12 protein-coding genes are annotated in these 14,475 nt (G+C 60.4%); 5 read left to right on the top strand and 7 right to left on the bottom strand.

What is annotated here, in order from left to right; all coding sequences use genetic code 11:
• Nucleotides 1-7: 7 nt before the first annotated feature.
• The 7 genes from algG to yaaA form a co-directional block, all read right to left on the bottom strand.
• Entirely contained in the window at nt 8-1,576 is a 1,569-nt protein-coding gene (algG, locus tag V3W40_RS03970) for a mannuronan 5-epimerase AlgG (RefSeq protein ID WP_253493351.1), read from the bottom strand.
• A complete protein-coding gene (locus V3W40_RS03965; RefSeq protein WP_330214482.1) occupies nt 1,576-3,063 on the bottom strand; it encodes an alginate export family protein in 1,488 nt (495 codons plus the stop codon). The genes algG and V3W40_RS03965 overlap by 1 nt, the downstream gene beginning before the upstream one ends.
• A complete protein-coding gene (algK, locus tag V3W40_RS03960; protein WP_027604727.1) occupies nt 3,060-4,451 on the bottom strand; it encodes an alginate biosynthesis TPR repeat lipoprotein AlgK in 1,392 nt (463 codons plus the stop codon). Before algK ends, V3W40_RS03965 begins: the two co-directional genes overlap by 4 nt.
• A gap of 2 nt (nt 4,452-4,453) precedes the next feature.
• On the bottom strand, nt 4,454-5,620 hold the full coding sequence (locus tag V3W40_RS03955; protein WP_065924230.1) for an alginate biosynthesis protein Alg44: 1,167 nt from the start codon (nt 5,618-5,620) through the stop codon (nt 4,454-4,456).
• 38 nt (nt 5,621-5,658) lie between these two features.
• On the bottom strand, nt 5,659-7,140 hold the full coding sequence (gene alg8 / locus V3W40_RS03950; RefSeq protein WP_161985711.1) for a mannuronan synthase: 1,482 nt from the start codon (nt 7,138-7,140) through the stop codon (nt 5,659-5,661).
• Between the two features lie 83 nt (nt 7,141-7,223).
• On the bottom strand, nt 7,224-8,540 hold the full coding sequence (locus V3W40_RS03945) for a nucleotide sugar dehydrogenase (RefSeq protein WP_065924229.1): 1,317 nt from the start codon (nt 8,538-8,540) through the stop codon (nt 7,224-7,226).
• Nucleotides 8,541-9,427: 887 nt separating this feature from the next.
• Complete coding sequence (gene yaaA / locus V3W40_RS03940) at nt 9,428-10,207, bottom strand: peroxide stress protein YaaA (protein ID WP_330214481.1); 780 nt, start codon at nt 10,205-10,207, stop codon at nt 9,428-9,430.
• Between the two features lie 120 nt (nt 10,208-10,327).
• Here yaaA and V3W40_RS03935 point away from each other — a divergent pair, with 120 nt between their 5' ends.
• From V3W40_RS03935 to moaE, 5 genes are all read left to right on the top strand, one after another.
• On the top strand, nt 10,328-11,452 hold the full coding sequence (locus V3W40_RS03935) for a polysaccharide deacetylase family protein (protein WP_137211538.1): 1,125 nt from the start codon (nt 10,328-10,330) through the stop codon (nt 11,450-11,452).
• Between the two features lie 347 nt (nt 11,453-11,799).
• A complete protein-coding gene (locus tag V3W40_RS03930) occupies nt 11,800-13,194 on the top strand; it encodes a PhoH family protein (RefSeq protein WP_005785025.1) in 1,395 nt (464 codons plus the stop codon).
• 88 nt (nt 13,195-13,282) lie between these two features.
• Complete coding sequence (gene moaC / locus V3W40_RS03925; protein ID WP_330214480.1) at nt 13,283-13,756, top strand: cyclic pyranopterin monophosphate synthase MoaC; 474 nt, start codon at nt 13,283-13,285, stop codon at nt 13,754-13,756.
• On the top strand, nt 13,753-13,995 hold the full coding sequence (gene moaD, locus V3W40_RS03920) for a molybdopterin converting factor subunit 1 (RefSeq protein WP_065938595.1): 243 nt from the start codon (nt 13,753-13,755) through the stop codon (nt 13,993-13,995). Before moaC ends, moaD begins: the two co-directional genes overlap by 4 nt.
• Before the next feature lie 2 nt (nt 13,996-13,997).
• Nucleotides 13,998-14,447 (top strand): molybdopterin synthase catalytic subunit MoaE, encoded by a 450-nt coding sequence (gene moaE, locus V3W40_RS03915; RefSeq protein ID WP_330214479.1) that lies wholly within the window; start codon nt 13,998-14,000, stop codon nt 14,445-14,447.
• The last annotated feature ends 28 nt before the right edge of the window (nt 14,448-14,475 follow it).

Here is a 14,475-nt window from a genome sequence, read left to right as displayed (position 1 = left end):
GTCATCCTCAGTCCTGCATTTCGGTCTGGCGTTCGACAGGGTCGATCAGCACGGCTTTCTGCTGGCGCACCAGCAGGTCGAGAATTTCTTCCTGACGATCGCCCAGCACGCCGGAGAAACTGATGCCGCTGGATTTGGTCGGCGCCAGCATCGATACGCGGTACAGCTCGATACTCAGTGGCGAGTCGATGGACAGCGGCCCGCTGCCGTTACCCGCCAGTTCACCGCCGACCACGATCAGCGAGACCTTGGCGTCGAACGGGTCGAGGGCGATGTCGCGGTCGGTGTCGGTCAAATCCTTGATGTGGCCGTACACGCCGGTCAGGCCGTTGGCCATCGAGGTGTTTTCGTACAGCTTGATGTTCACGCTGTTACGCACGCGGATGCCGTGGCGACGGTTGCTGATCACTTTGTTGCCCCACAGCAGGTTGTCGCCGCTCTCATAGAGGGTGATGCCGTCGGTGTGGTTGCGGTAGATCTCGTTGTCGGCGATCAGGTTGTTCACGCTGTTACGGTCGATCACCAGGCCCGAAAGCTTGTTGTCGTAGCTGCGGTTGTTGAAGATGAAGCTGTCGTTCACCTCACGGGAAATGATGATGCCGTGCTTCTTCTTGGTGCCGTAGACGGTGTTGTCCGCGATGATCAGGCCGTGGGAACGGTCATGGGGGTCAATGCCGTAGACGATGTTGTCTTTGTAGGTATTGCCCTTGATCACGAAGCCCGTGGTCTCGTAGCAGTAGAAGCCGTACCACATGTCCGAGAACTCGGAATCGATGATCCAGCCGGTCGGCTCAGGGCGCTTGAGCACCTTGGCCATGTTCGGCGTGTACTGGGAAATACTCACCCCGTACGACTTACTGTTGGCATAGCCGAAGCTGGCCATCTTGGTCTTGGAGACGTAAGTCTCGGTGCCGCCCCAGGCCAGCAGGAACGGGCGGAATTCCTTGGGCGACTTGAACAGCGCCGGGCCGTTGGCTTTTTCGTCCCAACCGGTGATCTTGGTGTCACGCACAAACAGCTGGCCGTCGTTGATCAGGAACGAACCGGCTTGCTGGGACAGGCGCAGTTCCTGGGTGTTTTTATCGATGTCCAGGATGCCCTTGCGCCCGACCACGATCGGCAACTTGGCCAGGAACACGCCCGGCGAGGTTTCGCTGAAGTACTGCTTGGGCACTTTGCCGAGCAGGTCCTTGAGGTTCATGTAACCGTCGTCGACAAAGATCGCCTGGGGAATACCGTGCTGGCGCACCACCCATTCGGCCATCTTGTTGTCGCCGCCGATAAAGTCCTTGAGGGCGTCTTCCTGCATCATGCGGCGGATGCTGATCTTGCCGGGCCTGGTGCGTACGATCTTCTTTTCCATCGCTGCGGCGGTATAACCCGACAGATCAGGCAGGGCCGGCTTGGCCATTTCCAGCGGCGCGGTCGGCGGGCTGGAAATGGTGTAGGTCTTGGCCTGTTGCAGTTCCTTGGCGATGGTCGGCGCCTTGGCCGCCGTATCGGCAAACGCTGTGGCGCTGGCCATCAGCATTGCCGCGACGAGTAGGCTTTGAGCATTCATTGCGCAGGCTCCCATCAGAATTTCCAGATCACGTCGACAAACGCGCGATGCATGTACGAGTCGACCTGGCTGCCATAGGCATCACCTGGCTTGAACACACCGGCACGGAACCGCACCAGGGCTGATGGCTCGTCAACCGACTGGCTGAGCGCGGCCGGCAGCAGGCCGGTCTTGAAGTACTTGGTGACTACAAGGTCCATCTCCTGGCCCAGGTCTTTCTTGCCGTCTTCAAGGGGCAGGGAAGTGCTGGACAGGATCGCGCCGGTCACGTCATCGGTGTTGTTCTGCACGGCGTCGATGCCATTGCTGCCCACCGGCTTGTTGCCGTCGACGCGCCAGAACTTGTGGTACACCAGGCTGGCGTCGTAGTCCTCACGCAGCTGCCAGGAACCGAACAGGCTCATGGACTGCATGTTGTTCATCTCGCCACGAAACGCTTCGCCGAAACGGTGCACGCGGGACTGGGTGCCGGTCCAGTTCGAACGGTTGCTTTGCAGGCCGTTCTGCTCGTACTCGGCACTGGCGCGGGCATAGGCCGCACCCACTTGCCATTGCGGGTCCAGACGCAGGCGAATACCCAGATCGGTCGCCCAGCCACTGACGTCATCGCTGCGCTTGGCCTCTGTCGGACGGGTGCCGTCGGTATTCAAGGCATTGACCGAGTCGCGGTCGCCTTTCATGCCGGTGATGCTGGCCCAGTAGTTGACGGTGTTGGTGTTGCGCCAGTTGTAGGCGTCGCTGTTGGCTTCGATGCCGAGCCAGGTCAGGTCGCCGTTCTCGCGCTTGTCCAGGGAGTCGGTGGCGACGCCCGGTTCCGGGTAGTCGAGCTTGCCGTTGTCATGGGTGTGGTGGCCACGCAGGCCGATCCACTGGCCCGGCGTCCACTGGTAGGACGCGTCGGCGTAGAGGTGCTGACGGTCCTTATCCTTGGGCGACAGTTCCTTGAGGTCGGTACGGTATTCGCTGAAACGTTCGGCGGCGCCGACGTTGGCCTTGAGCAGGGTGGTGTCGAAGGTCCAGTTCAGCGCTTCGATGTTGGTGTCGCGCCATTGGCCGTCGTCATTGCGCAGGCGTTGGCGACCGAGCTTGAGGATCTCGCCGGGGTAGGGCGTGAAGCCGCTGTAGCCGACCCAGAACTCGCGCATGGCCAGGTAGTTTTTCTTGGTCTTGCGGTCGTTGTTGGTGGTTTGCTGGTTTTCGTCATCCGCCGACTGTTGCAGGGTGTCGGTCTCGATGATGTCGCTCGAAGCCACCGCCTGGCCCATGGCGTAGGCGCTCCAGTTGCCGCTTTCGCCGTAGATCCACGGGCGCAGGTCGAGGCCGATGCCGTTGACGTCGCCGCCTTTCTGGGTGCCGAGGTCGCGGTCATCTTCGGACTGGCCGGTGACTTTGACTTCCAGGCCGAAATTCTTGGCTTCGGTCAGCGCGGCCAGGGTCGGGCACGACCACAGCAGGGCGAAGGTCAGGCCGATGCCGGCCTGCACGAATGGATTGAGCTTCATAGGGATTCCTCGCCGTCTTCTTCTTCCAGGGCGTGCAGTTGCAGCGTGCTCTGGGCCAGGGTGCCGCGGGCGGCCAGTTCCTGTTGCACCAGGCGTTGGCCTTGGGCGCGTTGTTCCGGTGTGAGCGGGGCTTCGAGCTGCGTGGCCAGGTCATTGGCCTCTGGCGTGCCCTGGGCTTTGGCCAATTGGCTGAAGACATAGGCATTCAATGGGTCGGGCTTGGTGCCCTTGCCTTGGGAAAACAATTGGGCGATGGCGAAGTCGGCGCTGTTCTGGCCGTTGCGCGCAGCGGTCAGCAGGTGGTCCAGGGCTTTTTGCGAATAGACCTGGCCCAGGTAACCACGGCGGTAGATCTGACCGAGGTAGTAGTCGGCAGCTACTTCGCGGCCCACGGCTTTCTGGAAGTGCGCTTCAGCCGCCTTGGCGTCCGCCGGCACCCACTTGCCTTCGTAGTAGAGCTTGCCCAGCAACAGCTCGGCGCGCGGCTGGTCGGCGGCGCGGCCGTTGTCCAGGTATTTCATCATCTGGTCGACGTCGCCCAGTTCGGGGAAGTCGTAGAGCAGTTGCGCCAGGCTGACCCAGGAAGCCGGGTAGCCGGGGGCGATTTTTTCCAGCAGGGCCTGGGCGGTTTTCTCGTCGGTCTTGCCCAGCGTGGCGTCGCCCAATACGCGGGCGACGCTGTCGACGCGTTGTGCGGTGACGGTGCCGCGGCTGTAGCCGGCTTCCATCTGCTTGAGCAGTTCGGCCTGTTTTTCCGGCTGGGCTTTTTTCTGGTAGACCGTGGCCAGCTCGACATAGCAGATATCGGTGGTGTTCAGCGCGGCCTTGCAGATGCGCTCCACATCATCCAGATGCTGGTCGTAGGTGTCCTGGGTGCGATACAGCAGGACCTGGGCCAGGCCGGCTTCCGGGTAACCGGCGGCCTGCCACTTGCTGATCTGCTGCTGGGCATTCACGTTGGGGAAGCTGTGGGGGTATTGCAGGTACAGCATCGCCAGCGGGATCAGGGTGTTGCCTTCGCCATTGGCAAAGGCTTTTTTCAACAGGCCTTCGGCTTCATGGTGTTCGGCTTCGGTGGAGCCCGGCTTGGCCACCAGCAGGCGACCGAGGCGGGCCTGGGCACGCGGCGAGGTATCCGCCGCGGCACGGTAAGTGGCCTCGGCCTGTTTGATTTGCGCCGGATCGCGGGTGCCTACCTGGATATCGGCCAGGCCCACCTGGGCCTCGCTGTAACCCAGTTCTGCCAGTTGCTGGTAATTCTGCTGCGCGGTGACGGTGTCGCCACGCTTGAGCGCTTCATTGGCCAGGCGTTGGTCGGGCAGGCCGGCACAACCGGCGAGGGCGATGGCCAGCGCCAGGGGCACCGGCAGGGTTCGAAGGGCGCTCATGATTAAAGACCCGCAGCCATGGCTTTATCGATCAGCCAGTTCAGGGATGGGCCACGGTCGCTGGTCACTTCCACCGGGCGGCCGGCGTAGGCGCTGTCCAGAGGGGCGTCAGGTTTGATCTGTACACGGATGTCGGAGGACAGGTCGGCGCTGTTCAGGCTGGTGCTGCTGACGATGGTGCCGGTGCGGGTCTGTTCTTCGTCGGCCACCTGGAAGCTCACCGGGGTGCCTGGGCGCACGTCACCGAACTGGCGATAGGTAAAGCGAGCTTCGACGTTAGCCTGGCTGCCGCGTGGCACCAGTTGGAAGATCACGTCGCCTTTGCTGGCGTACTGGCCGTCGGCGACCAGTTGCTGGGCGACCACGCAATCGCACGGCGAGGTGAGGGTGCCGGTCATTTGCTTGCCGAACAGCTCTTCGACCTTGGCCGGCTGCAGCTGGTCTTCGTCCAGGTGGCCCTTGAGCACATCCAGCATGCTGGTGCTGAAGGTCGCCAGTGGTGCACCTTTGGCCGCCACCGCGTCACCTTTGAGCAGGCTTTGCACGGTGCCGTCGCGGGGCATGGTCACGTTCATGCCGGGCACGCTGACCAGGCCCGCCTGGGCGTGGCTGACGAAGTACATGCCGTACACCGATTTGAACACGAAGCCGAAGGCTGCCAGGCCGACGAGGAAGATCGCCAGGCTGAACGTCACGGCGCGCAGGCGACCGAAGGCGCTCATGTTGCTGCCGCTGTCCTTGACCTTGCGCGCCTTGGTGAAGTTGTCGCGTTGCAGGGTCGCCAGCACGTCACCCATGGTCACGATGTCGCCGGACAGGTGCGAGGTGATCAGGTGGCGCAGGGTGGAGATATCCTGGGCGTCGAGGTTCTGGAACTGGCAACCGGTGCGGCCGCTCTGGCGGTCGTAGGAGCGGATCTGCAGCTCCACATCCATAGCCAGGCCGAGGTTATCGATGACGAATTGCAGGCGACCCTTGTGCACTTCACCCACGGTCAAGGGCTGGGTGGCGGTGAACGCCAGGCCGCCGGCCGAGAGGTCGATCACCCGTGCTTCGGTCTGGGTGCGGTCGGTGTTGAAGAAGCGCAGCTTGGCCGGGATTTTGACCCGGGCATGTTGGCGCTGGGCTTCGGATTCGTGGACAACGTTGGCGTTTACTTGGCTGTTCATGACGGTGTAATTCCTTGGTTAATTCAGGCTTGGCAGGGTCAGACCATCATCAGCAACACGGCAACGAAGATGCTGCCGGCGGAGAAGGTCATGGTCCGAGACGACCAGGTGTTGAACCAACGTTGAAAGCTGGCCAAATCGCGGGTCAGTTTGGTGTCCTGGCGGGTCCAGGACTGTTGATCAAGGCGGAAGAACACGTAGATCTTCACCAACGCGCCCATGATCTGGTTGTAATAGAGAATCGCCGGGTAAGCCGGGCCGATCTTGTGGCCGGAGCACGACAGCAGCAGGGTCAGGATCAGGCGGGTGATGCCGATCCACAGCAGGTACGCGAGGATGAACGCGCCGCCGTACTTGAAGGTGGCGATGATTGCCACGGTCAGGCCGAGCAGGGAGGTCCACATCGACACGCGCTGGTCGAACAACACGATGCTGGTGAACAGGCCCAGCCGGCGTACACCCAGGCCCAGGGCGCGGGAGTTCTGGCGCAGGTTGTTGCCGTACCAGCGGAACATCAGCTTGCGGCTCGCTTTGATAAAGCTCTTTTCCGGCGGGTGTTCCACGGTGTGGATCGCGGCGTCCGGCACGTAGAAGGTGTCGTAGCCCAGGCGCATCAGGCTGAACCAGCTGGACTTGTCGTCACCGGTGAGAAACTTGAAGCGGCCCAGGCGCCAGTGCTGCAGCGAGTCGCTTTCCACGTCGGCGATAAAGCCCGGGTCAGTCACGACGTTGGCGCGGAACACCGACATGCGGCCGGTCATGGTCAGCACGCGCTTGGACAGGGCCATGGAGCACATGTTGATGTGGCGCTGGGCGAAGCGCAGTTTGTGCCACTCGCTCATGATGTAGCCGCCGCGCACTTCGCAGAATTCGTTGGTGGTCAGGCCGCCGACGTTGCCGAACAGCTGGAACCACGGCACGGTCTTGCGCACCACGCCTTCGGCGAGCACGGTGTCGCCATCGATCACGGCGACCACCGCGCGGTCGTCCGGCAGGTGGCGGGAGATGGCGCGGAAACCGAAGGCCAGGCCGTCGCGCTTGCCGGTACCGGCGATACGCACGAAGTCGAGCTTGACGTGGTCCGGCGGGTTCATGCGTTCCCAGAGGCTCTTGACCAGCAGCTCATCGGACATTTCCACCAGCGAGCAGACCACGGTGGTGGGGAAGCCGCATTCGATGGCCTCGCGAATCACCGAGCTGTAGACCTGCGCGGTGGTCAGCGCATCGATACGGAAGCTGGTGACCATCAGGAACACGTGGGACGGGTCGGCAGCCTTGCCCAGCTTGCGCACTTTACGGCGCAGGTGCGGGTAGACCACATACAGGAACAGCATGCCGCGAAAGAAATGCGTAGCACCCATCGAGTAGCGCCAGATACCGACGGCGCCAATCAGGAAAATAAAATTCTTCGACTCGGAGTCGAACGTACTCGCCGGCAACAGCAGGGCGAGACCCATCAGCAGGCTCAGAAAGAACAGCCAGCCGGCGGATTGGAGCAGTACGTGTTTTAACTTGGACATAAGCGTCATCCGAAGGTGAAGAAGGCTTCGAGCTGCAAGCGCTGGGGATTGGTACGCCTGCAGCTCGAAACTTACCGTTGCTGTTACCAGCAAATGCCTTCGGTACGGCCTGTCGTACTGGTGGCCTTGGACATGAAGCCCACCAGGTCGATCACTTGCTTGCCGTGCGGTGCGTTCTGCGCCAGGGCACGGAACTTCTCGTCGCGGTTGCCGAGGATGATCACGTCGGAGTTGTTGATCACATCATCGAAGTCCGAGTTGAGCAGGGACGACACGTGGGGGATCTTGCCTTCGATGTAGTCCTTGTTTGCACCGTGGACACGGGCGTACTCGACGTTGCTGTCGTAGATGCTCAGGTCGTAGCCCTTGCCGATCAGCATTTCCGCCAGCTCGACCAGTGGGCTTTCGCGCAGGTCGTCGGTACCGGCCTTGAAGCTCAGGCCCAGCAGGGCGACTTTGCGTTTGTCGTGGCCGGCGACGATGTCGAAGGCGTTCTGCACCTGGGATTCGTTGCTGCGCATCAGCGAGTTGAGCAGCGGCGCTTCCACGTCCAGGGAGCCGGCGCGGTAGGTCAGGGCGCGCACGTCTTTAGGCAGGCAGGAGCCGCCGAACGCGAAGCCTGGGCGCATGTAGTACTGGGACAGGTTGAGGGTCTTGTCCTGGCAGACCACTTCCATCACTTCGCGACCGTCGACGCCGACCGCCTTGGCGATGTTGCCGATCTCGTTGGCGAAGGTGACCTTGGTGGCGTGCCACACGTTGCAGGTGTACTTGATCATCTCGGCTACGGCGATGTCCTTGCGGATGATCGGTGCGTCGAGTTCTTCGTACAGCGACTGCAGGACATCGCCGGAGGCTTTGTCGAATTCGCCGATAACGGTCATCGGTGGCAGGTCGTAGTCGGCGATGGCGGTGGATTCGCGCAGGAATTCCGGGTTGACCGCAACACCGAAGTCGACGCCGGCTTTCTTGCCGGAGCAGTCTTCGAGGATTGGGATCACCACGTTGGCGACGGTGCCCGGCAACACGGTGCTGCGTACCACGATGGTGTGGCGGGTGGTCTTGTCACGCAGGACAAAACCGATCTCGCGGCATACCGATTCGATGTAGTTGAGTTCCAGGTCGCCGTTCTTCTTGCTCGGCGTACCGACGCAAATCATCGACAGGTCAGTATCACGGATGGCTTCGGCGAAGTTGGTGGTGCCGCGCAGTCGACCGTTTGCGATGCCCTGGCTCAACAGTTCGCCCAGACCCGGCTCGACGATCGGCGATTTGCCGGCGTTGATCAGGTCGATCTTTTCCTTGGAGATGTCTACGCCGACCACTTCGTGGCCACGGGCAGACAGGCAACCGGCACACACTGCGCCAACGTAACCCAAACCAAATATGCTGATGCGCATCGCAATTACCTCTGTATTTAAATCATGCCATTAGATGGCCGGAGTTCATGTTTGCAAACGTCACAAATGCCGCGAAAGTTGGGCGAATAGACGCCGACTTGCCGCGTACAGGCATGTTGAATAACGAGTGACTAACTATTGCACTCAAGTTGTGCGCAACTTGGCCTTGTTATTGGGGCCTGCCCTGAAATGCAGCCAGCCTTCCTGGGAGAAGGGCCTGGCGCCAGTGCCGCAGGGCCTTGATAGAGGCTATAAGCCTTTACATATCAATGCCTTGGGTTGTCTCACTGACCCATTAGGGTAAGCACAGCCTTGGCCTTATAGTTCGTGGCAATGGATCCTTATCGCCGCTCTCAACTAATCGGTTGGTAATGTGACCACTGAGTCAAAGTTGAATATGACAACTTCGCTACTTCCGTTGGTCCGCCTTGTAAGTCATCTCCTACAGAAACAGAGAATTTCGTTACCGGTGGTATGAGCGGCGCTTCAGGACGAAGTTCCTGGCCGCTCATCCTGTTTCCCGAAATTTCTTGAAATATAGGTAAAGATGGCACTGGTACTATATTGATAGCACTTGCTATTTGGACCAGTAGTTACGGGTAGTTGGCGCGAAGGGATAGTTTTGTGCCACTAGTGTTTTAAAAAAGTGGTGCCACTACGAAAAAAAATCGCAAATGTCGAGTGAAAGAAATGTTAGGGATGTGTCGGGATATTTTTTGACGTCAAATAAATGACGATTCTTGGCGTGAAGCGCGGACAAAATGTGGGAGGGGGCTTGCCCCCGATGTCAGTGCATCAGTCGATAGATTCGTGACTGAACCACCGCAATCGGGGGCAAGCCTCCTCCCACATTTGGATTTCATTGTCTGAAAGAGGCGGGTACGGCCTTATTCCGGTGCATGATCGCGCAGGAACACCAGATTGTCCGGCTTGGACTGCTCCGCATTGAAGCGGTAACCCTGCACATCGAACTGCTTGAGCCTGGTCGGATCGTTGATGCGCTCTTCGATCACGAAGCGGCTCATCATGCCCCGGGCCTTTTTCGCGTAAAAGCTGATGATCTTGTACTGGCCGTTCTTCAGGTCCTTGAACTCGGTGTTGATGATCCGCGCGTTCAGGGCTGTGCGCTTGACCGCCGAGAAGTACTCGTTGGAGGCCAGGTTGAGCAGTACGTCGTCGCCTTGTTCGGCCAGGGCTTCGTTCAGCCACTCACTGATGCGCGTGCCCCAGAAGGCGTACAGGTCCTTGCCACGGGCGTTGGCGAGTTTGGTACCCATCTCCAGGCGATACGGCATCATCAGGTCCAGGGGGCGCAGCAGGCCGTACAGGCCCGAGAGCATGCGCAGGTGGTCCTGGGCGTAGCTGAAGTCGGCATCGCTGAAGGTCTCGGCGTTGAGGCCGGTGTACACGTCGCCCTTGAACGCCAGCAAGGCCTGCTTGGCATTCTCCGGGGTGAAGGCCGGGTTCCAGCTGCCGAAGCGGGCGGCATTGAGGCCACCGATCTTGTCGGACACGTGCATCAATTCGCTGATCTGCGCCGGGCTCAGTTCGCGCAGTTGCTCGATCAGCGCCTGGGAATGGTCCAGGTACTGTGGCTGGGTAAAGCGCTGGGTCACCGCTGGGGTCTCGAAATCGAGGGTCTTGGCGGGGGAAATCACCATCAGCATGAAGTCGTCTCCTGTAAATCGTGCGGGGATTCTAGGGGCTGGGGCGATTTGACTCCACCTATGATGGCGATAGACGCGATCCGCTATGATGGCCGGTGACTCTGGAGAGGGAGACCCTGTGTGCGAATAGCGCTTTTGTTGTCGGCGTGCCTGCTGTGCCTGAATGCCCAGGCGGCGCCGGTGGATGTAGCCAGCCTGGACCGTGGCACCTGGCCGGAAAAACTCAGCAGTCCCGCGCTGTTCGATGTGGCCTCGCGTGCGGAAATCCTGATGTTCGCCCACAGCCTGCTGGCCAGTGAATCCCAGGATGAAACCGCACTCAAGCAGCGCCTGGGCTTGAAGATCATCAACCTGGCGGCCATCGACGACCTGCGCCGCGAGCTGTGGCAGCGCCTGCTGGAGAACTACACGTTCGCCCAGCAGAGCTGCGAAGTCGACGCCTCGTTCTGCTACCTGGTGGAGAGCATGGACGACCTGCGGGAGCAGGCCGGCAAGCTGGCGATCAGCGAAGACTCTTTCTATATAGGCTGGGCTGCACCCAGCCATGCCTTCCATGAGCGTTATCTGGACGAACTGCTGCGCAAGGCCGCGCTGTTTCCGCAGATCAGCAGCGAAGTCGCGCGCTTTGGCGACCATGAACGCAACGGCGACGAGTTCAACGACCGCCTGTTCCTGCTGACCTTCGACGGCGGTCCGGCACCGGTCAGCGGCAATACCGACTGGCTCGCCGACTACCTGCGCAAGCAGAAGATGAACGCCACCTTCTTTGTCCTCGGCAGCAGCCTGCAAACCCGTGTGGAGCGCAGTTCCGCCGCTGAGGTGGAGGCGTTGTACCAGGGCCAGTGCGTCGGCACCCAGGGCTGGCAGTACCGTTCCCACAGCCATTGGGTGGACTGGCAGAGTTCCATCACCCGCAGCGCGCAGTTGGTGCAGAACCTGATGCCGGAAAACTACGTGCCGCTGTTCCGCCCGCCTTACGGGCAGCGGCGCGCGGACAGCCAGGGGTTCTTCCAGTCCCAGGGCTTGCAGGTGGCGTTATGGGACATCGATTCCCAGGACGAGCCGGGCAAGCTCAAGGCCGATGAGTCGGCGCAACGGGTGCTGACGTTGATGCTGTTGTGGCGCAAAGGCGTGATTGTGTTTCACGACACCCAGGACAAGGCGCGGGTAGCACTGCCGATGTTGCTGCAGGCAACGGCGCAGAGTGGGCTGGGTTGGCAGGACTGCCGGGAGGCGTTTCGTTAAAAGGATGAAGTGCCCGGCCCTGTTGGGTGCGAGGCATTTTTACGCTGATTTTGTGCGACATTTCGATGCAGGCGGACTTCCGACTTTAACGGTGCATGGGGCACTCGGCTAGTGCTATTCGTCATCCTGAAAAATAAACTTCAAAAAAGCGTCAAAGTACTTTTTCCTGTCATGGGTTTTGCGGTATTACGAAGTCAGATCGCCGAAACCTGCAACACAGGTGGCGTCTTCCAAGACTCCTCATGTGGGCACTGCGCTTGACGTCACTCAGGTGCAGTCGGTGGTCGAATCGAGGCGCAGCACTGTTGTGGTATTGCGTCGACTGGCTCCCACAAAGGTGACCGAGTATGGATGATCATGGACGTAACCCTTCTTCCGACCAGCCAATCCTTTATGTGCTTGATACCAATGTACTGATCCACGATCCAAACGCACTGCTTAACTTCGAAGAACACCACGTCGCCATCCCGATGATCGTGCTTGAGGAGCTCGACAAACTCAAAAGCGGGCACCACAGCGTGGCTGCCGAATGCCGCCAGGCCATCCGCCTGATCGACAAGACCCTGGGCGAAGCGTCACCCGAGGACGTTGAGGTCGGCGTGCCGATCCAGCGCGGCAAAAGCGGGCCCAAGGGCTTGCTGTCGATCCTGATGAGCAAGCGCAGCGAGCCCAACAGCCTGCTGCCCGAAAACCTGAACGACAACAAAATCATCAACCAATTGATCGACCTGCACGCTCGCGACAAGGACCTGCGCGTGGTGCTGGTGACCAAAGACATCAATATGCGCCTCAAGGCACGAGCGTGTGGGATCGCTGCCGAGGACTACAGTACCGACCAACTGGTCGACGACGTGTCGATGCTGTCCCGTGGTTATCACATGATGACCGGCTCGTTTTGGGACCGTGTCAGCAAGGTCGAAACCCGTCAGGACCATGGCCGTACCTGGCACCAGGTACAACTGATCGACAATCTGCCGGCCGTGCATATCAATGAATTTATCGTCGACGAACAGGGCTTCGTGGGCTGGATCAAAGAGATCCAGGTCGACAAGCTGCTGATCCTCGACCTGCATCAGGAACCCCTGTTGCACCAGGAAGCCTGGGGCCTGAAACCGCGTGACATCTACCAGAGCCTGGCGCTGTATGCGCTGCTCGACCCGGACATCCACCTGGTCAACCTGACGGGTGCTGCCGGTTCCGGTAAAACCATCCTCGCCCTGGCTGCCGCCATCGAGCAGACCATGGTGACCAAGCGCTATCGCCGCATCATCGCCACCCGCTCCGTGCAGGGCCTTGACCAGGAAATCGGCTTTTTGCCCGGTACCGAGGCGGAAAAAATGGAGCCGTGGCTGGGGGCGATCACCGACAACCTCGAAGCCTTGCACATGGATGACGAAAACACCCATGGCAGCGTCGACTACATCCTCAGCAAAGTGCCGTTGCAGTTCAAATCCCTCAACTACATCCGAGGTCGCAGCTTCCAGCAGAGCCTGATTTTGATCGATGAATGCCAGAACCTGACCCCGCACCAGATGAAAACCATCATCACCCGTGCCGGCGCCGGTTCCAAAGTGGTGTGCCTGGGCAACCTGGCACAGATCGACACCCCTTACCTGTCCGCGACCAGCTCCGGGCTGACCTACCTGACGGAACGCTTCAAGGATTTCCCGAACGGCGTGCATATCGCGCTGCAAGGGGTGCCTCGCTCGATTCTGGCTGAATACGCAGAGTCGCACCTGTAACCGTTGGAGCGGCGGTGCGTCGCACCGCTGCTCCCACATTTATTGTGTGTTGGGTTTACAATCGCCGCTCCTGATCAGGAGTATCCCTGTGCTGACTCATCTCGATTCCCAAGGTCGCGCCCATATGGTCGACGTCACCGACAAGTCCGTGACGTTCCGGGAGGCGGTGGCCGAAGCGCGGGTGCGCATGCTGCCCGAGACCCTGCAAATGATTGTCGACGGCGCCCATCCCAAGGGCGACGTGTTTGCCGTGGCCCGCATCGCCGGGATCCAGGCGGCGAAAAAAACCAGTGATTTGATCCCCCTGTGTCACCCGCTGATGTTGACCGGTGTCAAGGTCGAACTGAGTACCGATGGCGCAGACTCGGTGCACATCGTCGCGCGCTGCAAGCTGTCCGGGCAGACCGGCGTAGAGATGGAAGCGTTGACGGCGGCCAGCGTCGCGGCACTGACGATCTACGACATGTGCAAGGCCGTGGATCGCGGCATGACCATCGAAAACATTCGCCTGCTGGAAAAGCTTGGCGGTAAGAGCGGGCATTTCAAGGCGGATGGACAATGAGCATCAACGTACTGTTTTTCGCGCGTTACAGCGAAAAAATAGGCCTGGATTCACTTGAGATGGAAGGCGACTTCGCCACGGTCGATGCCGTGCGCCAGGCGCTGGCCGCTGATCCGGGCTTTGAAGTGCTCAACGAAACCAGCTTGATGTGTGCTCGCAACCAGGAGCTGTGCGCTCTCGACGAGCCGTTGCAGGCCGGTGATGAAGTTGCGTTCTTCCCGCCCGTGACCGGAGGCTGAACATGGCCATTCGTGTACAGGTCGAATCGTTTGACGCCGGTGCCGAGGTCAACGCGATGCACGCGGCGAATGTGGGCGTGGGCGCGGTGGTGAGTTTTGTCGGCTATGTGCGCGACTTCAACGAGGGGCGCGAGGTGTCTGGCATGTTCCTCGAACACTATCCGGGCATGACTGAAAAAGCCTTGGCCAAGATCGCCGTCGAAGCCGAGCAACGCTGGCCGCTGCTCAAGCTCGAAGTGCTGCATCGTATCGGTGCGCTGGAGCCCGGCGAGCCGATTGTGTTCGTGGCCGCCGCCAGTGCCCATCGCCAGGCCGCGTTCGATGCCTGTGCGTTTGTGATGGATTACCTGAAAACCCGTGCGCCGTTCTGGAAGAAGGAAAATACCAGCGAAGGCGCGCGCTGGGTGGAAGGGCGAGACAGCGACCACGCTGCGGCGGATCGCTGGAAATAGCCAGCCGAACACAGAACCAAATGTGGGA

It is taken from the genome of Pseudomonas sp. AM8, assembly GCF_036346475.1.
Lineage (GTDB): Bacteria > Pseudomonadota > Gammaproteobacteria > Pseudomonadales > Pseudomonadaceae > Aquipseudomonas > Aquipseudomonas marginalis.
Note: the sequence above shows the minus strand (reverse complement) of the source record. Positions and strands in the feature narration are given on the sequence as shown.

Excerpts from the sequence above, each read along its gene's own strand:
- yaaA (WP_330214481.1), bottom strand. The coding sequence starts at position 10,207 with ATGCTGATGGTGATTTCCCCCGCCAAGACCCTCGATTTCGAGACCCCA.
- V3W40_RS03930 (WP_005785025.1), top strand. The coding sequence starts at position 11,800 with ATGGATGATCATGGACGTAACCCTTCTTCCGACCAGCCAATCCTTTAT.
- algK (WP_027604727.1), bottom strand. The coding sequence starts at position 4,451 with ATGAGCGCCCTTCGAACCCTGCCGGTGCCCCTGGCGCTGGCCATCGCC.
- V3W40_RS03965 (WP_330214482.1), bottom strand. The coding sequence starts at position 3,063 with ATGAAGCTCAATCCATTCGTGCAGGCCGGCATCGGCCTGACCTTCGCC.
- V3W40_RS03955 (WP_065924230.1), bottom strand. The coding sequence starts at position 5,620 with ATGAACAGCCAAGTAAACGCCAACGTTGTCCACGAATCCGAAGCCCAG.
- alg8 (WP_161985711.1), bottom strand. The coding sequence starts at position 7,140 with ATGTCCAAGTTAAAACACGTACTGCTCCAATCCGCCGGCTGGCTGTTC.
- moaE (WP_330214479.1), top strand. The coding sequence starts at position 13,998 with ATGGCCATTCGTGTACAGGTCGAATCGTTTGACGCCGGTGCCGAGGTC.
- moaD (WP_065938595.1), top strand. The coding sequence starts at position 13,753 with ATGAGCATCAACGTACTGTTTTTCGCGCGTTACAGCGAAAAAATAGGC.
- V3W40_RS03945 (WP_065924229.1), bottom strand. The coding sequence starts at position 8,540 with ATGCGCATCAGCATATTTGGTTTGGGTTACGTTGGCGCAGTGTGTGCC.
- algG (WP_253493351.1), bottom strand. The coding sequence starts at position 1,576 with ATGGGAGCCTGCGCAATGAATGCTCAAAGCCTACTCGTCGCGGCAATG.